The organism is Mesorhizobium sp. M3A.F.Ca.ET.175.01.1.1 (genome assembly GCF_004791945.1).
GTDB lineage: Bacteria > Pseudomonadota > Alphaproteobacteria > Rhizobiales > Rhizobiaceae > Mesorhizobium.
The window spans coordinates 309,884-331,857 of record NZ_SRTP01000004.1 but is presented as its reverse complement, the minus strand read 5'-3'; the positions used below and the strand labels follow the sequence as shown (position 1 = coordinate 331,857).

Here is a 21,974-nt window from a genome sequence, read left to right as displayed (position 1 = left end):
ATAATAATTCCAATCTGTAGTCAATATGGAATGAGTGTTCCCGGATGGAAAAACGGCGACGGCGATGCCGTTCAAGCCCTGCGTTTGCGGCCGGCGTCGCGACGTTTTTCGCCAACGGCAACGGTCAATGCCATGGCGAGCGCCATCGTCGCCGACAGCGAGCGGAAGCCGCCGAAATCGGCTTCGGCCACTTCGAACCAGACCCGGGCGAATTGGGCAAGCGGCGAGAAAGAGCTGTCCGTGATGGCGACGATCGGCACGCCCTGCTCCGAGATCGAGCGTGTCTCCTCGATGGTCGCCGGTGCGTAAGGCGAGAAGCTGATGGCGATTACCGCGTCGCGCGGCGTGGCGAAGCCGATTATTTCGGCATTGAGGCCAGCCGCGGATTCAACGAGCTGGTTGCGGATCTTGAGCTTGCCCAGCGCGTAGGCGATGTAGGACGCGACCGGGTAGGAACGGCGCTTGGCCAGCACGTAGATGGTCTCGGCCCTGGCTAGCAAGGCAACCGCCTGCTCGAAATGCGCATCGTTCAGCGCACGCGAAATGTCGCTAAGCGAGGTGCTGGCGGCGGCGACGAAGCCGTCGAAGATCGCCCGGTGTCCGGCACCTTCCTCAGCCTTGGCGCGCAGTGCCGCAAGCCGCTCGTCATAAGAGGAATTGCGTTCACGCAAGCGCTCGCGAAACACAAGCTGCAGGCTGGTGAAGCCATCGAAGCCAAGCTGCTGGGCGAAGCGGATCAGCGTCGAGGGCTGGACGCCGGCCGAAGCGGCGATGCTTGCCGCCGTCCCAAAGGCGATGTCGTCGGGATTGTCGAGCGCATAGGCGGCGATCTGCGCGATGCGCTTCGGCAGGCTCGCACGCCGTTCCAGGATCGTCGTGCGCAGCGTTTCGAAATCGCGAGGCACCCGTTCGTCCATCGTCGCTCCGCCCACGGCCATGCTGGTGTTCCTCTCCTGCCTCATCATAGCGGCTTCGCGCAAGAACACCATAAAAAATGATTTGGACGTTCCATTTTCTACCAAAATGGATTAATTCATCCATGTCATCTACCCCTATCTCGGAGACATCGACATGGTCGGAGTGGGCCTCATCGGCACGGGCTTCATGGGCAAGTGCCACGCCATCGCATGGAACGCGGTCGGCACCGTCTTCCCTGATGTCGACAAGCCGAGGCTGGTGCATCTTGGCGAGGTGACCGACGAGCTTGCCCGGCGCAAGGCCGGCGAGTTCGGCTTCGCCAAGGGATCCGGCGACTGGCGGGCCGTGGTCAACGATCCGGAAGTCGAGGTCGTCTCGCTGACCACGCCCAACCAGTTCCATCCGGAAATGGCGATCGCCATCCTGGAAGCCGGCAAACATCTTTGGTGCGAGAAGCCGATGGCGCCGGGCTTCGACGAGGCCGAGGCGATGGCGAAGGCGGCCAGGACATCCGGCAAGGTGGCCGCGCTCGGCTACAACTACATCCAGAACCCGGCGATCCGGCACATCGGCGCGCTGCTCGAGGAAAAGGTCATCGGCGAGGTCAATCTCGTGCGGATCGAGATGGACGAGGACTTCATGGCCGACCCCGACGCGCTGTTCTTCTGGAAGCATGAGGCCGCCTCCGGCTATGGCGCGCTCGACGATTTCGCCGTGCACCCGCTGTCGCTGATCAAGGTGCTGTTCGGCCGCGTCGCCCGCGTCATGTGCGACATGGTCAAACCCTATGCCGACCGGCAGGTCGCGTCCGGCGGGCGCCGCGCGGTCGAGACCTACGACATCGCCAGCGTGCTGATGCATCTGGAGAACGGCGTCGCCGGCACGCTGCTGGTCAACCGCTCGGCCTGGGGCCGCAAGGGCCGCATCGCCATCCAGATCTTCGGCTCGAAGGGCTCGATCCTCTACGACCAGGAGCGGATGAACGAGTTCCAGCTCTACCTCACCGCCGACCGGCCGACCGAACAGGGCTACCGCACCATCCTGGTGGCGCCGCACCACAAACCATACGGTGCCTTCGTGCCGGCGCCCGGCCACGGCCTCGGCTTCAACGACCTCAAGATGATCGAGTGCCGCGAGCTGTTGATGCGCATCGCCGGCAAGCCGGCGCGGATCATCGACTTCGACGAGGGGCTGGAGATCGAGCGCACGGTGCATGCGATGGCGCGTTCGTTCCAGGAACAGCGTTGGATGGATGTAAGGTAAGCTAGCCCCTCGTCAGGTGGTGCTCGCCGAGGCATCGACCTCCCAGCCCTCCACCCAGGTCTGGCGCAGGCGGTCGCCTTCGCCCTTGAACCACAGGCCCGTCGTCCTGCAGTCCTCGATGCGGTCGCTGCGGAAGTTGCGGATGGCCTGGCGCAGTTCGCACCAGGCGACGATGTTGGCGGTCTCCGCGTAATAGATGAGCGCTACCGGACGGATGATGCGCTTTGTGTCCCGGCCCGCTTCGTCGCGATACGACAAATCCAGCTTCTCCTCGTCGCGAATTGCGCGGCGCACCAAGGCGAGATCGATCGCGCCCGCCGACGGTGCCGCGAACCCCCAGGCATGCAAGGCATTGGCGTCGAGCGTCTGCCGCAAGGGCGGCGGCACGGCGCCAGCGATCTTGGCGCCGACGCGCTTGGCGGCCTGCTTGAGCTCCTCGTCACCGGTGCGTTCGAGCAGCGCCAGCGACAGCACGATCGCCTCCATCTCCTCGATCGAAAACATCAGCGGCGGCAGGTCGAAGCCGGGGCGCAGGATATAGCCAATGCCGCGCCCGCCCTCGATCGGCACGCGCATCGCCTGCAGCGCTGCGATGTCCCGGTAGACCGAGCGCACCGTCACCTCCAGCCGCTCGCCGATCATGGCCGCCGTCACTGGTTTCCGAGCCAAGCGCAGGATCTGGATGATCTCGAACAGACGCGACGCCTTGCGCATTTTCCCACCGGCTTTCAACGCAACTGACACACCCTCGTCAGTTGGGGCGTTCTATAGGAGCGTGCATCGGCTTGAAAAGCAACGGATTGCTCGCTGGCTTGGCCGTATGGGAGTGCACGCAACTGACATGAGCTACACGGAAAATCTCTGGCTGTTCTTCGTCCTGCTGTTCGGCATCATCGTCGTGCCCGGCATGGACATGCTGTTCGTGCTGGCCAATGCGCTGACCGGCGGGCGCGACCGAGGTCTGGCAGCGACCGGCGGCATCATGCTCGGCGGCGTCGCGCATACGCTGAACGGCGCGATCGGCGTCGGCCTGCTCATACATTTCGTGCCGATCCTGTTCACGCCGCTGCTGATCGCCGGCGCCGCCTACATGGCCTATATCGGGATCACGCTGATGCGCAGCTCCATCACTGTCGACGACAATGGCCCACCGGGCAGCCGCACTGCGTGGAAGGCGTTTCGCCAGGGCTTGGTCACCTGCCTGATCAACCCGAAGGCCTATCTGTTCGTGATTGCCGTCTATCCGCAATTCCTGAAGCCGGCTTACGGTCCGATCTGGATGCAGGCGACCGTGATGGGCCTGCTCACAGTGGCCACGCAGGCGGCGATCTATGGCGGGCTCGCCATCACCGCCGGACGCAGCCGGAAACTGCTCGTCGACAATCCCCGGGCGACGATCATAGCCGGGCGCGCGGCGGGGCTGCTGCTGTTCGCGGTCTCGGTGTTCACCGCATGGGAGGGGCTGAGGGCGGCGTGAAAAGAGGCCGCCGCCCTCGCGATCCGGTCACGCAGCGCCCTGCCGGATGGCGAGCGCCTCGCGCTTCATCGAGCGGCGCCACTCGACGGCGCCGGCAAGCCCGTGCAACACCGTCTCGGTCGTCGCCCAGTCGATGCAGCCATCGGTGATGCTTTGGCCATAGACAAGCGGCTTACCGGGCACGACGTCCTGGCGGCCGGCGACGAGATTGCTTTCGATCATGAGGCCGATGATGCGCTCGTCACCCGCGGCAACCTGCCCCGCCACGTCGGCGGCGACCTTCGGCTGGTTCTCCGGCTTCTTGGCGCTGTTGGCGTGGCTGACATCGATCATCAGCCGCGGCGCGACGCCGATGCGGGCGAGCTCGGCCGCGGCGGCGTCAACGCTTGCCGCATCGAAATTGGGCACAACGCCGCCGCGCAGGATGACGTGGCAGTCCTCGTTGCCGGTGGTCGCCGCGATGGCGCTGCGGCCGCCCTTGGTCACCGCCATGAAGTGATGCGGTTGGGCGGCCGACTTCACTGCCTCGCCGGCGATCCTGAGATTGCCGTCGGTGCCGTTCTTGAACCCGACCGGGCAGGAGAGGCCGGAGGCGAGCTCGCGGTGGATCTGGCTCTCGGTCGTGCGTGCGCCGATCGCACCCCAGGCGACGAGGTCGGCAATGTATTGCGGCGTCGTCATGTCGAGGAACTCGGTCGCCGCCGGCAGACCGAGATTGTTGACGGCGGAGAGCACGTTGCGCGCCATCCTGAGCCCCTTGTCGATGTTGAAGCTGCCGTCGAGGTCGGGATCGTTGATCAGGCCCTTCCAGCCGACCGTGGTGCGCGGCTTCTCAAAATAGACGCGCATGACGATCTCGAGCCGGTCGGCCAAGGCCTCGCGCAGCGCCGCCAAACGGCTGGCGTAGTCCACGGCGGCAACCGGATCGTGGATGGAGCAAGGGCCGACGATGACGACCAGTCGATCGTCGGCCCCGGTCAGGATGGAATGGATGGCGTTGCGCGAGGCGGCAACGGTGCGCGTCGCCGTGAGTGAGCGCGGTATCTCGCGCATCACGTCGTCCGGCGTGCTCAGGACTTTGAGTTCGGTGACCCGAAGGTCGTCTGTGGTGGTCAACACGGCTTTCTGCTCCTGGTTTAGGAGACCTGCCGGCTGAAACAAAAAAGCCGCCAGGTCTGGCGGCTTGTCGGATTTTTATGCTGCAATCTTCAGATCGAGCGCAATCCTCCCGCCGCCAGCGAGCTACCGTAGCTAAAGTACCAAAACGAGGCGGTCAGGTGGATCATGCGGCTCATATAGTCGAAGTCGAGGCGCTTGTCACGTGTCGGTAGGGGCTCGACTTGAAGTTTGTCTCGCCTGAACGTGGTTCAACAGTGAGACGACATATCGTTCCATCTCAAGCCTGCGAGCGGTATTGAGAACGCTTGTCCACGTATCCTGCGGATCAGCACCGCGGGCGATCATGGCCGGCGCGTTGTGAAATGAGTCTGCAAGCATACGTGCTGTACGTAGTTCATCGGTCGCGCGAATTTCGACGAGGACGATGCCGAGAATCCTCAGGATATTTTCGTTCGTGATGGGTTGAGGATCACTCAATTGAGACACCTTTCTTTCGGTGCGGGCCTCGTCTCAGCTTGAAATGTGCTCGTGGCCTTGGGGAAACCAGATGCCACGACGAAACCAGTTGCCCATCCCAAATTCGGTATGACGTGATTTTGATCGAGATCATCCATGTTCTTGATCATCTCGATGCTGACGACCTTTTGCACGGATCCGAAGGCTAGCGAGAACAGTTGTAGAGCGTCGGCTTCCGACCGCGCGGTGACGCCAACCCCAAGATGGCCGCTTACCGTGATCCAATATGGGTGCATCGAGACATTCTCTTGTGGCGAGGGAACATGGGCGCTCTCGAGCCCGACATGCCCTGTTCATGCAGTCCAGGGATCGAAAATTTCGATTCCAAAGCCTTCGAAATCCTTTGTGTTGCGCGTTGCCAAGGTGAGCTGCTGCGCAATCGCGGTGGCCGCGATCAGGCCGTCCATCGACGACAGACCGCGACCGCGGCGCTTGGCAAGCCCCATTAGGTCGCCCCAGGCCAACGCAACCGCTTCATCCACCGGCAAAACCCTCTGCTCGAAGCGCTGCGGCAAGTCCCGAGCGAGCCATTCAGCCAGTGCCTCGCGTTTGCGGCCGTCATCCATGAGGGCAACGCCGCGCCGGATCTCGGCGATCGACACAACGCTGATGAACGAGCGGTCCTCGTCAAGCTCGTCCAGCCAACCCAACACGCGTGTGTCTGGAGCCGGCCTCGTCACTTCGGACAGGACATTCGTATCAAGCAGTATCCTCACAGCGGCAGGTCACGCGGCTCGTCGCGTTGACGCTCAAGGTTCAAATCGGAGCCGCGCAACGGCGACTCCAGCAGGAACTCAGCGAGGGTGCCTTTCCGTGCGGTCTTGCGCCGCCATTCGTCTACCGACACGACGACGACGCTTGGTTTGCCGTTTCGGGTGATCGTCTGCGGCGACGATTGTGCCCGATCTATAACCTCCGAGAGCCGGGCTTTTGCCCCAGCGACCGTCCAGCTCACATCTTCTTTGGGTCCAGGCAGCATTTCAATCTCATGCCTATTCTGACCATCCTGACTATATGGGAATAGCGATGTCGCGGCAACAGGGCTTACAGGGCCCAGGACGCCCTGGCAGGCGCGCGAGGCCAATCACTGCTGCACGGACGGCCGAACTGCTTGTGGACGCGAGGTTACTCGGTTGCACCTACTCGCCGATCACGCCGGCGATGTTCTGGTCGTAGTCGACCAGCGACCCCGTCATGACGCCGGCCTGCGGGCTCAGCATATAGGTGATCAGCCGGGCAAGCTGCGCAGGCTTCACCAACTGGCCCATCGGCTGAGCGGCCTCGGCCTTCGCCAACCAGTCGTCCGGCGCGTCATGCCACTTCTTCTGCACGATGTCCTCGCCTTCGGTGTCCATCCAGCCGGGCAGCACGGCGTTGCAGCGGATGCGGTTGCGCCGATGGGAACTCGCGACATTCTTGGTCAAGGTCATCAGCGCGCCCTTGCTGGTCGAATAGGCCGTCAGAAAGGACTGGCCGGCATGGGCAGACATCGACAGCACGTTGACGATCGAGCCCGGCGCCTTGCGCTCGAGAAGATGCGCGACCAGGCCCTGCATCAGGAAAAAGGGGCCGCGCACATTGGTGTCGAATATCTGGTCGAAAAGCTCCTCTGTGGTCTCGACCAGCGAGCCGCGCGCCGAGGTGGCGGCGGCGTTGACGAGCGCATTGACGGTGCCGAAATGCGCGAGCGCCATGGCGACGGCGCGCTTGCAGTTGGCGACCTTGGCGACGTCGGCGCTGATGAAGATGGCGTCGACGCCTTTCTTCTTCAGCGCGGCGACCGCCTTGTCGCCCTTTTCCTGCGAGCGGCCGACCAGCGCCAGTGCCCGGCAGCCCTCGTCGGCAAGCGCCTCGGCGACGGCGAAGCCGACGCCCTGCGCGCCGCCGGTGACGATGGCACGCGTTTCTGAATTGCGACCGGCCAAACCGCTCATCGCTCTGCTCCTGTAATCAACTCAAAGGTTCAATCGACGCGGACGGTCTTGCCCGTCTTTGCCGACTGCAAGGCCGCGTCGGCCAGCTTCAGCGCGACCAGCCCGTCCCTGCCGCTCGGCGCCGCCTTCTTGCCGGCGCTGTTGGCGGCAATGAAGGACGCGATCTCATTGGCATAAGCATCGATGTAGCGGGTCATGAAGAAGTCGTGCAGCGGCGGCCGGGTGTAGCCCTTGTCGTTGGCAAGCTCGATCGAGACCGGCCGCTGGTTTTCGGCGGCGACCATGCCCTTCGACCCATGCACCTCGATGCGCTGGTCGTAGCCATAGGTGGCGCGGCGCGAATTGGAGATGACGGCCTGCCTGCCGGATGCGGTTTCCAGGATGACGCTGACCGAGTCGAAATCGCCGGCTTCGCCGATCTTCTTGTCGACCAGCACCGAGGCGTGGGCGCTGACGGCAACCGGCTCCTCGCCGAGCAGGAAGCGCGCCATGTCGAAATCGTGGATGGTCATGTCGCGGAAAATGCCGCCGGAGCGGGCGATGTAGTCGAGCGGCGGCGGGCCCGGATCGCGCGACGTGATGGTGACCATCTCGACGTCACCGATGGCGCCGTCGTCGATCGCCTTGCGGACGGCGGCGAAATGCGGATCGAAGCGGCGGTTGAAGCCGACCATCAGCGTGGCGCCGGCCTTCTCGACCACTGTCAGGCACTGCTCGACCCGCTTGACGTCGAGGTCGATCGGCTTCTCGCAGAAGATCGCCTTGCCGGCCCTGGCGAAGCGTTCGATCAGGTCGGCATGGGTGTCGGTCGGCGTGCAGATGATGACGGCGTCGATGTCCTTGGCCTGCTCGATGACGTCGATCGTGCGCACCTCGGCGCCATAGGCGCCGGCCAGCTCGGTTGCGGCTTTCTCGAAGGCATCGGCCACGGCCACCAGTCTGGCCTGCGGGTTGGAGGCAACCGCGCGGGCATGCACCTTGCCGATGCGGCCGGCGCCGAGAAGAGCGAAGCGGAGAGTCATGGAATGTCCTTTGAGGTGGTTCTAATGCGTGTCCGCGCCTGCCGGCGCGGACGATTTGGGTGATCTTGGCGTGGCGCCGGTCAGGCGGCCTGGAGTTCCGCCTGTCCGGTCTTGGCGCCGGTGATGTAGGCGACGATGTCGTTGCCGTCAGTGTCCTGCTTGCGCAGATTGGCGACGATGCGGCCGCGCCGGAAGACGACGATGCGGTCGACCAGGTCGAACACCTGGCGCATGTTGTGGCTGATCAGGATCAGCGGCTCGCCATTCTCCTTCAGCGTGCGGATGATGTTTTCGACCTGCGCCGTCTCCTGCACGCCGAGGGCCGCCGTCGGCTCGTCCATGATGATCAGCTTCGAGGCAAAGGTCGCGGTGCGGGCGATCGCCACGCACTGGCGCTGACCGCCCGACATGTGACGGATGGTGCTGGAAAGGTTGGGAATCTTCACCGCCGTGCGGATCAGTGCCGCCTCGGTCGCCTTGCGCATCGCCTTGCGGTCGAGGATCGAGAACGGCCCGAGGTTGAACAGCACCTTCTCGCGGCCGAGGAACAGGTTCGACGGCACGTCGAGGTCATCGGCCAGCGCGAGGTTCTGGAACACTGTCTCGATACCGGCCTCGCGCGCCTCGATCGGGCCGGCGAAATTCACTTCCTTGCCGTCGAACCAGATCTTGCCGTCGGTGCGCTGCTCGACGCCAGTGATCTGGCGCACGAAGGTTGACTTGCCGGCGCCGTTGTCGCCCATGATGGCGACATGCTCGCCCTTGCGCAGCTCGAAATTCGCTTCCTGCAGCGCATGCACGCCGCCATAGTGCTTGGTGAGGTTTTCGGTCTTCAGAACGATGTCCGACATGGTCAAGCTCCTATCGCCCGGCGGCGCTGGCGCCACTGATCGAGAACGACTGCGCCGACGATGATGACGCCCTTGACCATCTCCTGGTAGTAGGCGTCGAGGCGCAGGAAGGTGAAGCCGGAAATAATGACGCCGAAGATCAGCGCGCCGATCACCGTGCCGATGATCGAGCCGCGGCCGCCCGACAGCGAGACGCCGCCGATGACCGCCATGGCGATGGCGTCGAGTTCGTACATGACGCCCATGCCGGCCTGGGCGGTAAGGTTCTTGGAGCAGAGCACCACCGCGGCGAGCGACGCCAGGATGCTGGCGATGGCATAGACGAGCACCTTGTGGTTGGCGATCTTGATGCCGGACATGCGCGCGGCGTCCTCGTTGGAGCCGATGGCGTAGCAGTGCTTGCCGTATTTCGTGTAGCTCAGGATCAGCTGGAACAGGATCGCCAGCGAGATGAAGATGATGACCGGCATCAGCCCCTTGCCGATCGTGGCGAAGCTGTCGGTCGGGAACGAGATCGGCTGGCCCTTCGACCACCATTTGGCGATGCCGCGCGCGGTGACCATCATGCCGAGCGTGGCGATGAAGGGCGGGATGCGGGTGTAGGCGATGAGCAGGCCGTTGATCAGCCCGGCTATCAACCCGCAGCCGATGGCCACCAGCAGCGGCACGATGACCGGCAAGTCGGTCCAGCCATAGTCGATGAACATCGCCTTGGGATTTGGATTGCCGTTGACCGTCGCCACCTGGGCGAAGCTCATGGCGATCATGGCGGTGGCGCCGACGACCGAGCCCGAGGACAGGTCGATGCCGCCGCAGATGATGACCTGGGTGACGCCGATGGCGATGATGCCGACGATCGAGACCTGCAGGATGATGATCTGCAGGCGCTGCTCGTTGAAGATGGCGTCGACATTTTCACGGGTGTTGAAAAGGAAGCTGTCGCCGAGGAAGACGCGGCCGATCAGCTCGAAGGCGCCGACGAGAATGACGAGCGCCAGGAGCACGTTGAACTCGGCAGGCCAGGGGCGCTTCTTGGCATCGTAGCTCAGCCCGCCAATGCCATGCGATGTCTGTGACACGTCTTCTTCCTCCGAATGGCCGCGCCCCGCTCTCCCGCGCTGTGGGCGGAGAAAGGAAGGGCGGCGGCGCTTCACCAGCAGCCGATGTCAGCCGGTCCGATGCCTTCCTGCGCCGCTCCTTGCAGGGCGGGTCAGCTTTCGATGGAAAGGTGACCCGCCGTGGAAGTTTCCTGGCAATTCCGTGCGGAAAACCGCTCAGCTCGTTTCCTGGAATTGCCTCTCGCGCAGCCTCAGTTCTTCTTCAGGAACTTGTCGATGTTGGCCGGCGTGACGAGCTGGAACGGAATATAGACCTTTTTTTCCACCTTCTCGCCCTTGGAGAGCTTCAACGCCGCATCGAGCGCACCGGCACCCTGGCCGGCAGCGTCCTGGAAGACCGTCACGTCGAGATCGCCCGCCTGCATCGCGGCCAGCGCGTCCTGGGTGGCGTCAACGCCGCCGACCACGACCGACTTCATGTCGATGTTGGCGGCCTTCATGGCCTGGATGGCTCCGATAGCGCTTTCGTCGTTGTTGGCGATGACGCCATCGAACGGCTTGCCGGACGACAGCCAGTTGGTCATCAGGTTCTGCGCCTGGTCGCGGTCCCAGTTCGAGGTCTGCTTGTCGATGATCTTGATGAAGCTGCAGTCCGGCGTGGCGATCACTTCCTCGATGTCCTTGGTGCGCTGCACCGCGGCTTGGTTCGAAAGCTCGCCCATGATGACATAGACGTTGGCTTCCTTCTTGCCGGCTTCCTTGAACAGTCGGCAGGCTTCCTGGGTCTCGAGCGTGCCGGATTCAGCCTCGTTCGAAGCGACGAAGGCCTGGTTGTCCGGCAGCGAGTCGACATTGACCGGCTGGCGGTTGACGTAGACCAGCGGAATCTTGGCCGCGGCGGCCGCGTCCGACATCGCCTGCGTGGCCGAGGTGTCGACCGGGTTGACGATGATGGCGTCAACGCCCGAGGCGGCGAAGTTCTTGATCTGGTCGAGCTGCTTGGCGACATCGTTCTGCGCGTCCTCGACCTGCAGCTCGACGCCGTCCATGCCCTTGGCCTGGGCGATCATGCCGTTGCGCAGCACGGTCAGGAAGTTGTCGTCGAACTTGGCCATCGACACACCGACTTTGGCGGCAAAGGCCGACGAGCACATCAGCGCCGACAGCGCGAGGCCCAAAAGCAGTTTCTTCATTTTATCTCTCTCCTCCACTTGGTGTCCGGCTGCACCGATTGAACCGGAATCCCCGATCCTGCGGGGAATCTCTCCCGACGATCATTTCGGCTCCGGCGACGTTTTCCGACGGCTGGAACGCCAGGCTCCCGCTTGAAACAAATGTTCCCGGAACGAAAGGACCAAAATGCTCTGCTAGTGAAATATTTATTCCATTTCGTGGGACGGCGTCAAGGGCGATTCCAAAATGGAGCGCCGGATTTTCGCAGGCGGACCCTGCAACATTCTATCAGGGTGATGGATCCCATCATCATTGACGGCCACCCTTGGCCGGTCGCTAATCCCTAGATGTTTTCCGGCAGGTAGATGTCGAACGGCAGGAAGGTCTGACCCGGAGCATTCGCGGCTCCGGTTTCGATGGCGTGCGCCATCAATCCGACAAGCTCGCGGCAGAGCGCCGGCAGCGGCGTCGAGATGACCATGGTGAGGACGTTGTCCGCGAGCGCAGCCCGCGACTCGGCGTTGATCTCGTTGCAGATGACCACCGGCATATTCGCGGGCTTTGCGGCCCGCAGCGCCGAGACCGCGCCTTCCATGCCACCGCCGGCGACATAGCAGCCGGCAAGATCGGGATAGCGCGCCAGAAGATCGAGCATCGCATCATGCGTCACCTGGTTGGCTTCAAGGTTGACCAGCGTCTCCAGCACCGTGAATTCCGGGGCATGCTCGCGGAAGAACGATCTGAAGCCGATCTCGCGCAGCTCATGGCCATGGAAGCGGTGGCTGCCGACGAACAGGGCAACCTTGCCGGGCTTGCGTGCCGCCTTGGCGATCATCCAGGCCGCACTGCGCCCGACCTTGCGGTTGTCCAGGCCGACATAGCCCTCGCGGATGCCGGCGGCGAAGTCGGAGAGCAGGGAGAAGACCGGCTGCCCTCTCGCCTTCAGCGTCTCCACGACCGCCGTCAGCGTCGGATGATCCGGCCCGACAGCGGCGATCGCCCTGGATTTCGCCGCCAGCTTTCGCATCTGGGCGGCAATCTCGCTGGGCGCGAGGGAGGCAGCGAAATCGATAGTGGCGACGCCGCGGAATCGTTGCGATTGCGAGACCGCCAGTTCGAGCTCGCGTGCAAAATCGTTGTAAAAAATATCATTGCCCCTCAGGAGCAGGAAGCCCAGCCGGTATTCCGGCAATTCCTGGCGCATACGTTGCTTGATGAGCCCGGCCGCGTGATAGCCGATGTCGGTCGCGGCCTCGTAGACACGGCGCGCCGTCTCCTCCTTTACCGGCAGACGGTTGTTGAGCACCCGGTCAACGGTGGCGACGCTGACGCCGGAGACGCGAGCCAGATCGATGATGGTTGGCCGCTTTGCCATGAAACCTCCGTTTGCTGCCCATTCACGTTACATCATTCTGATGTGAAATGATAGAAACTATCTTTGTGATATTGAGGCTATCATCCATTAGCGCTATTTTGCGCCTCGACGCCCGCCATAGCGCCCGTTTTGCATGCGGGCGACTCGCCAGGCGCTGACGGAGGAACCTCATGACGGCAACGATGGACGCAGCACCGTCCCGCCGCGACTACAGCCTGGTCGGTCGTGATGCCAAGCTCGCGGTCGAGAACGGACTGGCATCGGCCGAGTGGTACCACACCGAGATCCCGCGCAAGCAGATGAAGGAACTGATGCAGCGCTCGGACCAGCCGGCGATCCGCGACACCATCATCTGGCTCGGCGCCCTGATCATCAGTGCCGCAGGCGGCGCCTGGTTCTGGGGCACCTGGTGGTGCGTGCCCTTCTTCTTCGTCTACGGGACGCTCTACGGTTCCTCGACCGATTCCCGCTGGCACGAATGCGGCCACGGCACGGCGTTCCGGACGCAGTGGATGAACGATGCCGTCTACCAGATCGCCTGCTTCATGATCATGCGCAATCCGGTGACCTGGCGATGGAGCCACACGCGCCACCACACCGACACCATCATTGTCGGCCGCGATCCGGAAATCGCCGTGATGCGGCCGCCGGACCTGGTTCGCACCGTGCTGGCCTTCGTCGGCATTCTCGACGCCTGGCACGCGATGAGCGACATGCTGCGCAACGCGGCCGGCAACATCAGCGCGGCGGAAAAGACCTTCATTCCCGAGCAGGAGCAGCCGAGGGCGATCCGCATCGCCCGGATCTGGACGGCGATCTATGCCGCCACGATCGCCCTGGCGCTCTATTTCGGATCGTTCCTGCCGCTGATGCTGGTCGGCCTGCCGCGGCTCTACGGCGCCTGGCACCACGTCATGACCGGCCTGCTGCAGCATGGCGGCCTCGCCGACAATGTCACCGACCACCGGCTCAACAGCCGCACCGTCTACATGAACCCGATCAGCCGCTTCATCTACTGGAACATGAACTACCATGTGGAGCACCACATGTTCCCGATGGTGCCCTACCACGCCTTGTCGAAGCTGCATGAGATGATCAAGCACGACCTGCCGGCGCCGACGCCGTCGATCCTGGCCGGTTACCGCGAGATGATCCCCGCCTTCCTGCGCCAGCTGCGCTACGAGGACTATTTCATCAAGCGCGAGCTGCCGCCGACGGCGCGGCCCTATCGGGAGGACCTGCACAGCGATGATCCCGCTGCGGCGGCGGCCGAGTGACCGCCCGGCACGAATGCCGGGCAATTCAATTTCGCCGGAGGACAAAATGAGCGACTGGGTCGAGGCCTGCACGGCCGGAGACATCGACGAAGAGGACGTGATGCGGTTCGACCACGGCGGCAGAACCTACGCGATCTATCGCAGCCCCGATGACGAATATTTCGCGACCGACGGGCTGTGCACGCATGAGAAGGTGCACCTGGCCGACGGGCTGGTGATGGACGACATCATCGAATGCCCCAAGCACAATGGGCGCTTCAACTACAAGACCGGCGACGCCAGGGGCGCGCCGGTATGCGTCAATCTCAAGACCTATCCGGTCAAGGTCGACGCGGGCAAAGTCCTCATTCAGGTCGGGTGACGCGATGGCGGGAGGAATGGTCGTCATCGGCGCCGGCGAATGCGGCGGGCGCGCAGCGCTCACCTTGCGCGATCTCGGTTGCGAAGGTCCGGTTACGCTGGTCGGCGACGAGCCGCACCTGCCCTATGAAAGGCCGCCGCTCTCGAAAGAGGCCATGACCGGTGAGGCGCCGGCCATCAAGGCGATCGCCAGCGACGAAATTCTTGCCGAGCGGTCGATCCGGCACCTCCATTCCGTGCGGGCCGTCGGCATCGACCGCGCCGCGCATCTCGTAACTCTCTCGGACGGCTCCTCACTCCCCTATGACAAGCTGCTGCTTGCAACCGGATCGGTGCCGCGCAGGCTGCCGATGCCGGGCCTGGGCGGACGCTGCGTCTATCTCAGGACATTCAACGACGCGCTCGCCATCCGCGCTCATCTTCGGGCGGGCAACCGCGTCGCCATCATCGGCGGCGGCTTCATCGGTCTCGAGCTTGCCGCCTCCTCGCGCAAGCTTGGCGCCACGGTCTCCGTCATAGAGGCGCAGCCGCGAATCCTGATGCGCGGCGTGCCGGCCGACATCGCCGAAATCATCCATCAGGCGCATGAGGCCGAAGGCGTGAAAATCCTCACCGGCCAGGGCATCACGGCGATAGCCGATGACGGCACTCAGGTCCGCATCACGCTTGCCGACGGCCAGCAGATCGTTGCCGATCTAGCAGTGATTGGCATCGGCGCGGTGCCGGTGACGGCGCTCGCCGCCGAAGCGGGACTTGCCATCGACAACGGCATCGCCGTCGACCGGCAATTGCGTACCGCCGATCCGGATATTTTCGCAGCCGGCGACTGCTGCTCGTTTCCGCTCGCCATCTATGGCGGACGACGCGTGCGGCTGGAGGCCTGGCGCAATGCGCAGGAACAGGGCGCGCTCGCGGCCAGGAACATGCTGGGGGCAAACGAGGATCATGCCGCCGTGCCGTGGTTCTGGTCGGATCAATATGGCCTGACGCTGCAGATCGCCGGACTTTCCGACGAAGGCCGCTCGATCGTGCGTCGCGACCTCGACGACGATGCTTTCATCCTGTTCCACCTGGCTGAGGATGGGCGGCTGGTGGCGGCGAGCGGCATCGGCCCGGGCAATGCGGTGGCGCGCGACATCCGCCTGGGCGAGATGCTGATTGCCAAGCGGGCAAAGCCGGCGCCGGAGGCGCTGGGGTCGCAGACGGTCAAGCTGAAATCACTGCTGGCGGCGTAAGCGGCCACATCAACAGACACATCGAGGGGTGGAAATGGCACGCAGCAGACCGACCGTCGCCGATTTGCAGTCGCTGAAGGGCAAGCGCCAGCTTTCCAAGCTGCGCGTCTTCTCGCTGGAGGAGGCCGAGGCCGCCGAGCGCGCCGGCATCGACCTCATCTCGGTACCTTATGATTTGATGTTCGATCCGCGATTCCGCGACGCCGCGCCAACCTGCTTTGCCATTCCCGGCGACGAACGCGTGAAGCTCGGCGCGACCACCGACGAGATCCTGCGCATGGCGGTGAAGCTGCGCGCGGCCAGTGCCGACGCCATGTATTGTTCGGCCAGCCTGCAGACCATTCGCCGGCTGCGCGACGAGCACATTCCGGTCTGTGGCCATGTCGGCCTGATTCCGGCGCATGCGACCTGGACGGGCGGCTTCAAGGCGGTGGGCAAGACGGCCGAGAGCGCGACGTTCGTCTGGAAGCAGGTCAAGGACCTCGAAGCAGCCGGCGCTTTCGCCGCGGAGATCGAGGTGGTGCCGGCTGGTGTCTCCAGCGCGATCTCGCGGCGCACGTCGCTGATCATGATCTCGATGGGGGCCGGTGCCGGCTGCGACGCGCAATACCTGTTCTCGGAAGACGTGCTCGGCAGCAATCGCGGCCATTATCCGCGCCATGCCAAGCGCTATCGCGACTTCGCGGCGGAATTCGACCGTCTTCAGAACGAGCGCATCGCCGCCTTCCGCGAATATGCCGCAGATATCCAGTCCGGCGCCTATCCGGCGCCACGGCACATCGTCGAGGCGGATGCGGAGGAACTGCGCAAATTCGAAGCTTTCCTGGCGTCCGAAGGCTGATCCGCCAAGCCGGGCCAGATCGGCATCCGCCGGTCAGAAAAGCGCCTTCAACTCGTTCAGCTTGTCGTTGACCAGCCAGCCGTAATAATTTTCCTCGGGCAGCTTTTCCGGCTCGCCGGCGGCGCGGCGCTTCTCGTTCTCCTCCTTCAGCGCATAGGCGCGCTGCTCGGGATTGCCGACATTGTAAAGCGTGGCGGTCAGGCCGGGATTGTCGGAGATGTCGAAGCCGGCGATGCTCTTGTAGGCATCGATCGACTTCCTGATCGTGGCGGCGACGTAAGGCAATGTCAGGTCCGGGTCCATGATGGTCTTGTAGACCGCGTTCGGATCCTCGACGTCGAGCTTCGGCAACCCCGAGACTTCGTGCACGAGGTCGCTCATCTGCAATGCCGTCAGCGGGTTGAGCTGGCCGAGGCCGAAGGTCTGGCCGGCATAGTAGGGCTGAAAGAAGGTGGCGCCGAAACGGTCGTTGGGGAAGCTTGTCCCGCCGACGCTCCTGCCGCGGAAGGCGTGGTTCCAGACCTGTTCGCGGCACTCCCAGAGGTCATAGCTACCGCTCACGCCGGCGCATTTCTTGAACTCGGGCCGCTGCACGAAATCGCTGACGTCCTCGCCCTCGTAGGCGAAGGTCAGCTTGCTCGACAGATACGACATCGTCTTGACGTAGTAGGTCTGCAGCCGGTCGTAGGCGTCGACATTGTAGGTATGCTCGCCGACGATGGCGCCAACGATGTGCATCGGATCGATGCCATAGGCCGCGGCCGCCTTCCTGATCTTGGCGCGAAGCTCGGCGTCGTTCTGCAACAGCGCGTAGACCTTGCGGTATTTGGCCTGGAAGGTGGTGTTGGTGGCCTGGGTGCGGCGGCTGGAAGCGCCGGGAATGTCGGGCTGCACCGCGTTGCGGTTGCCGGGCGGCACCATGGTAGCCGCATCGGCCGTTGCCACTAGAGCAGCCAATGCCAGGCCGATAAAGAGGACCACTTTTTTCTTCATGCGCCGCCGCCACTTTGGAACGGACCAGCCATCAACGGGTCGCCGACCTGTTCCAACCACTCATTTTTGCGCAATTTCGGACGGAAAACGCACTTTTCCTGAAATTGCCTCCGGAATCGGGCGGCAAACTAGGTAAAGCGCGCGGGAGAGTCGAGAGAAGGCCATCGCCCGCCACCAAGAATGGCGGCGGGATGCTTCCATTTGGCCACACCTTGCGCATCAGGCCGGCAGTTGCGCCGGCCTGAAACGGTGCTTGTCAGAGGATGAAGCGCGACAGGTCGGTGTTGCGCGACAGGTCGCCGACATGCTTCTGCACATAGGCGGCATCTATGGTGACCGCGGTGCCGTTCCGGTCCGGCGCGTCAAAGGAGATCTCGTCCAGGACGCGCTCCATCACCGTCTGCAGCCGCCGGGCACCGATATTCTCGACGCTGGCGTTGAGATCGACGGCAATGCCGGCGAGCGAATCGATGGCATCGTCGGTGAAGCTGAGATCGACGCCCTCCGTCTTCATCAGCGCAATGTACTGCTTGATCAGGCTTGCTTCCGTCTCGGTGAGGATGCGGACGAAATCCTGCTTTTCCAGCGCGCGCAGCTCGACGCGGATGGGCAACCGGCCCTGCAGCTCCGGCAGCAGGTCCGACGGCTTCGACACGTGGAAGGCGCCGGAGGCGATGAACAGGATGTGGTCGGTCTTCACCGGCCCATATTTGGTCGCAACGGTGGTGCCTTCGACCAGCGGCAGCAGGTCGCGCTGCACGCCTTCGCGCGACGGTCCGCCTGAAATGTCGCTTCTGGCGGCGATCTTGTCGATCTCGTCGAGGAAAACGATGCCGTCGTTTTCCGTGGCATCGAGCGCGCGGCGCACCACTTCGTCCTGGTCGAGCAGCTTGTCGGACTCGTCGCTGATCAGAAGCTCGTAGGATTCCTTGACCGTCGTCTTGCGGGTCTTGGTCCTGCGGCCGCCCATGGCCTTCGACAGCATGTCGTTGATGTTGAGCACGCCGATGTTGCCGCCGGGCATGCCCGGAATCTCGAAGCCCGGCATACCGCCGGTGCCCGTATCGGCGACCTCGACCTCGATTTCCTTGTCGTCGAGCTCGCCGTCGCGCAGCTTCTTGCGGAACGAGTCGCGCGTGGCCGGGCTCGCCGTCTTGCCGACCAGCGCCTCGAGCACGCGCTCCTCGGCGTTGATGTGGGCGCGGGCCTTGACGTCCTCGCGCATCTTCTCGCGCACAAGGCCGATGGCGACCTCGACGAGATCGCGCACGATCTGCTCGACATCGCGGCCGACATAGCCGACCTCGGTGAACTTGGTCGCCTCGACCTTGACGAAAGGAGCCCCGGCAAGCCGCGCCAGGCGGCGCGAGATTTCGGTCTTGCCGACGCCGGTCGGGCCGATCATCAGGATGTTCTTGGGCATCACCTCTTCGCGCATCTGGCCGTCCAGTTGCTGGCGGCGCCAGCGGTTGCGCAGGGCGATGGCGACGGCGCGCTTGGCGTCCTTCTGACCGATGATGAAGCGGTCGAGTTCCGAAACGATTTCGCGGGGAGAGAAGGTGCTCATATCAGTCAAATTCCACTTTGCCACTGCCTGATGGACTCGAACGGATGCAGCAGCATGATCACGTTGAGCGTCAGATTGTCCCGGATGATGTAGCCCGTGCCGAACTCGAAGATGAGCGCCAGGGCAACGACCACCCATATAGGAAGCTTTCGCGCCATCACAAATCCGAGCACCATGAACAGCGTGTCGGACACGGAGTTGATGACACTGTCGCCGTAGTAGTTGAGCGAGATGGTGCCGGCGCGGTAGCGCTCGATGATAAACGGGCTGTTCTCCAGAAGTTCCCAGCCGCCTTCGATGAGGACGGCGAAGGCCAGCCGCAGCCCCACCGGCGAGCGCGGGAACAGGAAGGTGCCGAGCGCGTAGAACAGGAAGCCATGGATGATGTGCGAGAAAGTGTACCAGTCGGAAATGTGCTGGGAGTTCTCCGAGCTGTTCACCACGCCGTGCCAGAGCTTGACATAGCCGCAGGTGCAGATCGGCGGATGACCCATGCCATAGAGAACGCCGGCCTGGAAGACGACGAGAGCCAGCACCAGCAGCAGCCCCATGCGCCAGCTGTCCTCATAGGCGGAAAGTGTCTTGTCTTCCTCGGATGCGGTCATCTGGTCATTCCCCCTCTTCCAAATCGGCCTCGTCCGCATCGACGGCCATCAACACGACGTCGCCATATTCCGACTGCCTGCGGCCTATCGGCCTGAAGCCGGCCTTCTCATAGGCGCGGATGGCGCGGCCGTTATCGGGATGCGGATCGATGATGACGCGCGGCGCGCCTTCCTCGAACAGCGCCTCTACGAACTGGCGGACAATGGCCGAGCCGTGACCGATGCCGACCAGCTCCGGCGGACCGATCGACAGATCGATGCCCAGCGTGCCGAACGGCTGGTCGGCATAGGGGTGGTCGTCCTCCAGATGCGGATCGTAGCTCTGCAGATACGCGATCGGCCTGCCGTCGAGCTCGACGATCAGGGGCTCGACCGAAACCGACGAGATGTGCTCGCGGATCTCGGCGATTTCCTTGTCCGGATCGCCCCACCATTCAGCCAAATGCGGTTCTGCCAACCAGCCGGCGATCATCGGCAGGTCTTTTTCAGTGACCGGCCGAAAATCGTAGACATGGGCTTGATTGGGCATCATGCCGACGCCGGCTCAGGCGGCATCGAGCGTTTCGACGACGAAGTTGCTGTTGGTGTAGACGCAGATGTCGGCGGCGATCTGCATGGCCTTGCGGGCGATTTCCTCGGCATCCTTTTCGGTATCGATCAGCGCGCGGGCCGCGGCCAGCGCATAGTTGCCGCCGGAGCCGATGGCCATGACGCCGTGCTCGGGTTCGAGCACGTCCCCGGTACCGGTCAACGCCAGCGAAACCGACCTGTCGACAACCAGCATCATTGCTTCCAGGCGGCGCAGATAGCGGTCGGTTCGCCAGTCCTTGGCGAGCTCGACGCAGGCGCGCGTCAGCTGATCCGGATATTGCTCCAGCTTGGCTTCGAGCCGCTCGAGCAGGGTAAAGGCGTCGGCGGTGGCGCCGGCAAAGCCGGCGATGACGCTGCCGTCCTTGCCGATGCGGCGCACTTTCCTGGCGTTGCCCTTCATGATGGTCTGGCCAAGGCTGACCTGGCCGTCGCCGGCAATCACGACCTTGTTGCCTTTGCGCACGGTGACGATGGTCGTGGCGTGCATGGTCAGTTCATTCGACATTTCCAGCTCCGATTCGCGCTATCCCTTTGAAAGGCGATTGGCGCGGTACGAGTGAGTTTGATCGGCCATATGTATGCATGCGGCGGGTGATTGCAAACCGCTCTCCGGCAACGCCGATACCGTCTGGAATGGCAACTGGCAATCGCCGGATCATGCTGATAGAAGGCTTTCGTTTTCAAGCCCGAGCCCGGGCAGGACAGTCAGGACAGAGTTATGCCGCCCCGTTCCGCCGAAGTCAGCCGCAAGACCAAGGAAACCGAGATTTCGGTCTCGGTCCATGTCGACGGCAAGGGCAAGGCCGAGATTTCGACGGGCGTCGGTTTCTTCGATCACATGCTCGACCAGCTGTCGCGCCATTCGCTGATCGACATGACCATCAACGCCAAGGGCGACCTGCATATCGACGACCACCACACGGTCGAGGATACCGGCATCGCGATCGGCCAGGCGCTGAGCCAGGCGCTGGGCGACCGGCGCGGCATCATGCGCTATGCCTCGCTCGACCTGGCCATGGACGAGACGCTGACCAGGGCGGCGATCGACGTTTCAGGGCGGCCGTTCCTGGTCTGGAACGTCGCTTTCTCGTCACCGAAGATCGGCACGTTCGACACCGAGCTGGTGCGCGAGTTCTTCCAGGCGCTGGCGCAGAATGCCGGCATCACGCTGCATGTCACCAACCACTACGGCGCCAACAACCACCATATTGCCGAGACCTGCTTCAAGGCGGTCGCGCGGGTGTTGCGCGCAGCGCTGGAACGCGATCCGCGCCAGCCCGAGGCAGTGCCTTCCACCAAGGGTTCGCTGAAAGGTTAGGCGATGGCGATCTATGTCGTGATGGACCCGCCGGCGGGCGCCAGCAGAGGCGACGCCACGCGCTTCGTGCGCGACGGCTTCACCTGGCTGGGCTTCCTGTTTTCGCCGCTGTGGCTCGCCTGGCACCGGCTCTGGATCGAAGCGGCCCTCACCTTCGCGGTGATGGCCGTGCTGCCTCTGCTGGCCGAGAAACTCGGGCTTGAGTGGGCCGGCTCAGCGCTGTCGCTGCTGGTGTCGCTCTATGTCGGTTTGGAAGGGCAGGCCCTGCGTATCGCGGCGCTCCGCCGCCGTGGCTGGCGCGAATGGGGCGTGGTCGAGGCCGGCTGGCTCGCAGACGCCGAGATCCGTCACGCGCTCGAAGCCGAAGCGGGGGCCGAGGAACAGGCGCCTTTGCCGCGCATCGTTCCGGACACGCAGCTGGCGCGACCGGCCCAGACGGGCTTGGCGCTGGGACTGACCCACACGCCGGGACGGCCCTGAC

Annotated in this window: 24 protein-coding genes; 8 read left to right on the top strand and 16 right to left on the bottom strand. The window is 63.7% G+C overall.

Annotated features, from left to right (window positions below; all coding sequences use genetic code 11):
- Positions 1-71: 71 nt before the first annotated feature.
- A complete protein-coding gene (locus EN818_RS13100) occupies positions 72-917 on the bottom strand; it encodes a MurR/RpiR family transcriptional regulator (protein ID WP_165350085.1) in 846 nt (281 codons plus the stop codon).
- 154 nt (positions 918-1,071) lie between these two features.
- On the opposite strand from EN818_RS13100, the gene EN818_RS13095 reads away from it, so the two are divergent.
- Complete coding sequence (locus tag EN818_RS13095) at positions 1,072-2,181, top strand: Gfo/Idh/MocA family oxidoreductase (protein ID WP_095805110.1); 1,110 nt, start codon at positions 1,072-1,074, stop codon at positions 2,179-2,181.
- A 12-nt stretch (positions 2,182-2,193) separates the two neighbouring features.
- On the opposite strand, the gene EN818_RS13090 is transcribed toward EN818_RS13095, so the two are convergent.
- Entirely contained in the window at positions 2,194-2,895 is a 702-nt protein-coding gene (locus EN818_RS13090; protein ID WP_095805111.1) for a YafY family protein, read from the bottom strand.
- A 127-nt stretch (positions 2,896-3,022) separates the two neighbouring features.
- Here EN818_RS13090 and EN818_RS13085 point away from each other — a divergent pair, with 127 nt between their 5' ends.
- Complete coding sequence (locus EN818_RS13085) at positions 3,023-3,658, top strand: LysE family translocator (protein ID WP_095805112.1); 636 nt, start codon at positions 3,023-3,025, stop codon at positions 3,656-3,658.
- Between the two features lie 27 nt (positions 3,659-3,685).
- On the opposite strand, the gene EN818_RS13080 is transcribed toward EN818_RS13085, so the two are convergent.
- The 9 genes from EN818_RS13080 to EN818_RS13040 form a co-directional block, all read right to left on the bottom strand.
- Positions 3,686-4,777, bottom strand: a complete 1,092-nt coding sequence (locus EN818_RS13080) for a 3-deoxy-7-phosphoheptulonate synthase (RefSeq protein WP_095805433.1) — start codon at positions 4,775-4,777, stop codon at positions 3,686-3,688.
- An 809-nt stretch (positions 4,778-5,586) separates the two neighbouring features.
- Complete coding sequence (locus EN818_RS13075; RefSeq protein WP_095805114.1) at positions 5,587-6,009, bottom strand: type II toxin-antitoxin system VapC family toxin; 423 nt, start codon at positions 6,007-6,009, stop codon at positions 5,587-5,589.
- Positions 6,006-6,272, bottom strand: coding sequence for a type II toxin-antitoxin system Phd/YefM family antitoxin (locus tag EN818_RS13070; RefSeq protein WP_095805115.1), 267 nt, complete (start codon positions 6,270-6,272; stop codon positions 6,006-6,008). Before EN818_RS13070 ends, EN818_RS13075 begins: the two co-directional genes overlap by 4 nt.
- 160 nt (positions 6,273-6,432) lie before the next feature.
- Positions 6,433-7,227, bottom strand: coding sequence for an SDR family oxidoreductase (locus tag EN818_RS13065; protein WP_095805116.1), 795 nt, complete (start codon positions 7,225-7,227; stop codon positions 6,433-6,435).
- A gap of 29 nt (positions 7,228-7,256) precedes the next feature.
- Entirely contained in the window at positions 7,257-8,249 is a 993-nt protein-coding gene (gene iolG / locus EN818_RS13060; protein ID WP_095805117.1) for an inositol 2-dehydrogenase, read from the bottom strand.
- An 80-nt stretch (positions 8,250-8,329) separates the two neighbouring features.
- Positions 8,330-9,100 carry an ATP-binding cassette domain-containing protein gene (locus EN818_RS13055; protein WP_040972873.1) on the bottom strand — a complete coding sequence of 257 codons (771 nt, stop codon included), beginning with the start codon at positions 9,098-9,100 and terminating at the stop codon, positions 8,330-8,332.
- Between the two features lie 2 nt (positions 9,101-9,102).
- Positions 9,103-10,179 carry an ABC transporter permease gene (locus tag EN818_RS13050; RefSeq protein ID WP_095805118.1) on the bottom strand — a complete coding sequence of 359 codons (1,077 nt, stop codon included), beginning with the start codon at positions 10,177-10,179 and terminating at the stop codon, positions 9,103-9,105.
- 230 nt (positions 10,180-10,409) lie between these two features.
- A complete protein-coding gene (locus EN818_RS13045) occupies positions 10,410-11,351 on the bottom strand; it encodes a sugar ABC transporter substrate-binding protein (protein ID WP_129553554.1) in 942 nt (313 codons plus the stop codon).
- A 323-nt stretch (positions 11,352-11,674) separates the two neighbouring features.
- Complete coding sequence (locus EN818_RS13040; RefSeq protein ID WP_095805119.1) at positions 11,675-12,706, bottom strand: LacI family DNA-binding transcriptional regulator; 1,032 nt, start codon at positions 12,704-12,706, stop codon at positions 11,675-11,677.
- Positions 12,707-12,876: 170 nt separating this feature from the next.
- Here EN818_RS13040 and EN818_RS13035 point away from each other — a divergent pair, with 170 nt between their 5' ends.
- From EN818_RS13035 to EN818_RS13020, 4 genes are read left to right on the top strand one after another with little or no spacing between them, the layout of a single operon-like run.
- Positions 12,877-13,983 (top strand): fatty acid desaturase family protein, encoded by a 1,107-nt coding sequence (locus EN818_RS13035; protein WP_245420303.1) that lies wholly within the window; start codon positions 12,877-12,879, stop codon positions 13,981-13,983.
- A 46-nt stretch (positions 13,984-14,029) separates the two neighbouring features.
- Entirely contained in the window at positions 14,030-14,344 is a 315-nt protein-coding gene (locus EN818_RS13030; protein ID WP_095805435.1) for a MocE family 2Fe-2S type ferredoxin, read from the top strand.
- A gap of 16 nt (positions 14,345-14,360) precedes the next feature.
- A complete protein-coding gene (locus EN818_RS13025; protein WP_176478344.1) occupies positions 14,361-15,578 on the top strand; it encodes an FAD-dependent oxidoreductase in 1,218 nt (405 codons plus the stop codon).
- Positions 15,579-15,612: 34 nt separating this feature from the next.
- Positions 15,613-16,419: a 3-methyl-2-oxobutanoate hydroxymethyltransferase gene (locus EN818_RS13020; protein ID WP_095805121.1), complete on the top strand. Its 807-nt coding sequence runs from the start codon at positions 15,613-15,615 to the stop codon at positions 16,417-16,419.
- 33 nt (positions 16,420-16,452) lie between these two features.
- Here the strand turns inward: EN818_RS13020 and EN818_RS13015 are convergent, their stop codons facing one another.
- The 5 genes from EN818_RS13015 to hslV all read right to left on the bottom strand — a co-directional run bounded on the left by EN818_RS13015 (position 16,453) and on the right by hslV (position 20,680).
- The gene (locus EN818_RS13015) at positions 16,453-17,412 is read right to left on the bottom strand and encodes a DUF1402 family protein (RefSeq protein WP_095805122.1); all 960 of its coding nucleotides are present in this window, start codon (positions 17,410-17,412) and stop codon (positions 16,453-16,455) included.
- 256 nt (positions 17,413-17,668) lie between these two features.
- Positions 17,669-18,979, bottom strand: a complete 1,311-nt coding sequence (hslU, locus tag EN818_RS13010; RefSeq protein ID WP_095805123.1) for an ATP-dependent protease ATPase subunit HslU — start codon at positions 18,977-18,979, stop codon at positions 17,669-17,671.
- A gap of 5 nt (positions 18,980-18,984) precedes the next feature.
- Complete coding sequence (locus EN818_RS13005; RefSeq protein WP_095805124.1) at positions 18,985-19,584, bottom strand: DUF2585 domain-containing protein; 600 nt, start codon at positions 19,582-19,584, stop codon at positions 18,985-18,987.
- Positions 19,585-19,588: 4 nt separating this feature from the next.
- Positions 19,589-20,113, bottom strand: coding sequence for a GNAT family N-acetyltransferase (locus EN818_RS13000; protein ID WP_095805436.1), 525 nt, complete (start codon positions 20,111-20,113; stop codon positions 19,589-19,591).
- Between the two features lie 15 nt (positions 20,114-20,128).
- Positions 20,129-20,680, bottom strand: a complete 552-nt coding sequence (gene hslV / locus EN818_RS12995) for an ATP-dependent protease subunit HslV (protein ID WP_095805125.1) — start codon at positions 20,678-20,680, stop codon at positions 20,129-20,131.
- Positions 20,681-20,893: 213 nt separating this feature from the next.
- Between hslV and hisB the strand changes: the two genes are divergently transcribed.
- Positions 20,894-21,493: an imidazoleglycerol-phosphate dehydratase HisB gene (gene hisB, locus EN818_RS12990; protein ID WP_095805437.1), complete on the top strand. Its 600-nt coding sequence runs from the start codon at positions 20,894-20,896 to the stop codon at positions 21,491-21,493.
- Between the two features lie 3 nt (positions 21,494-21,496).
- On the top strand, positions 21,497-21,973 hold the full coding sequence (locus EN818_RS12985; protein ID WP_095805126.1) for a DUF2628 domain-containing protein: 477 nt from the start codon (positions 21,497-21,499) through the stop codon (positions 21,971-21,973).
- The last annotated feature ends 1 nt before the right edge of the window (position 21,974 follow it).

Excerpts from the sequence above, each read along its gene's own strand:
- EN818_RS13100 (WP_165350085.1), bottom strand. The coding sequence starts at position 917 with ATGGACGAACGGGTGCCTCGCGATTTCGAAACGCTGCGCACGACGATC.
- EN818_RS13095 (WP_095805110.1), top strand. The coding sequence starts at position 1,072 with ATGGTCGGAGTGGGCCTCATCGGCACGGGCTTCATGGGCAAGTGCCAC.
- EN818_RS13090 (WP_095805111.1), bottom strand. The coding sequence starts at position 2,895 with ATGCGCAAGGCGTCGCGTCTGTTCGAGATCATCCAGATCCTGCGCTTG.
- EN818_RS13085 (WP_095805112.1), top strand. The coding sequence starts at position 3,023 with ATGAGCTACACGGAAAATCTCTGGCTGTTCTTCGTCCTGCTGTTCGGC.
- EN818_RS13070 (WP_095805115.1), bottom strand. The coding sequence starts at position 6,272 with ATGCTGCCTGGACCCAAAGAAGATGTGAGCTGGACGGTCGCTGGGGCA.
- EN818_RS13065 (WP_095805116.1), bottom strand. The coding sequence starts at position 7,227 with ATGAGCGGTTTGGCCGGTCGCAATTCAGAAACGCGTGCCATCGTCACC.
- iolG (WP_095805117.1), bottom strand. The coding sequence starts at position 8,249 with ATGACTCTCCGCTTCGCTCTTCTCGGCGCCGGCCGCATCGGCAAGGTG.
- EN818_RS13055 (WP_040972873.1), bottom strand. The coding sequence starts at position 9,100 with ATGTCGGACATCGTTCTGAAGACCGAAAACCTCACCAAGCACTATGGC.
- EN818_RS13045 (WP_129553554.1), bottom strand. The coding sequence starts at position 11,351 with ATGAAGAAACTGCTTTTGGGCCTCGCGCTGTCGGCGCTGATGTGCTCG.
- EN818_RS13040 (WP_095805119.1), bottom strand. The coding sequence starts at position 12,706 with ATGGCAAAGCGGCCAACCATCATCGATCTGGCTCGCGTCTCCGGCGTC.
- EN818_RS13035 (WP_245420303.1), top strand. The coding sequence starts at position 12,877 with ATGACGGCAACGATGGACGCAGCACCGTCCCGCCGCGACTACAGCCTG.
- EN818_RS13030 (WP_095805435.1), top strand. The coding sequence starts at position 14,030 with ATGAGCGACTGGGTCGAGGCCTGCACGGCCGGAGACATCGACGAAGAG.
- EN818_RS13025 (WP_176478344.1), top strand. The coding sequence starts at position 14,361 with ATGGTCGTCATCGGCGCCGGCGAATGCGGCGGGCGCGCAGCGCTCACC.
- EN818_RS13020 (WP_095805121.1), top strand. The coding sequence starts at position 15,613 with ATGGCACGCAGCAGACCGACCGTCGCCGATTTGCAGTCGCTGAAGGGC.
- EN818_RS13015 (WP_095805122.1), bottom strand. The coding sequence starts at position 17,412 with ATGAAGAAAAAAGTGGTCCTCTTTATCGGCCTGGCATTGGCTGCTCTA.
- hslU (WP_095805123.1), bottom strand. The coding sequence starts at position 18,979 with ATGAGCACCTTCTCTCCCCGCGAAATCGTTTCGGAACTCGACCGCTTC.
- EN818_RS13005 (WP_095805124.1), bottom strand. The coding sequence starts at position 19,584 with ATGACCGCATCCGAGGAAGACAAGACACTTTCCGCCTATGAGGACAGC.
- EN818_RS13000 (WP_095805436.1), bottom strand. The coding sequence starts at position 20,113 with ATGCCCAATCAAGCCCATGTCTACGATTTTCGGCCGGTCACTGAAAAA.
- hslV (WP_095805125.1), bottom strand. The coding sequence starts at position 20,680 with ATGTCGAATGAACTGACCATGCACGCCACGACCATCGTCACCGTGCGC.
- hisB (WP_095805437.1), top strand. The coding sequence starts at position 20,894 with ATGCCGCCCCGTTCCGCCGAAGTCAGCCGCAAGACCAAGGAAACCGAG.
- EN818_RS12985 (WP_095805126.1), top strand. The coding sequence starts at position 21,497 with ATGGCGATCTATGTCGTGATGGACCCGCCGGCGGGCGCCAGCAGAGGC.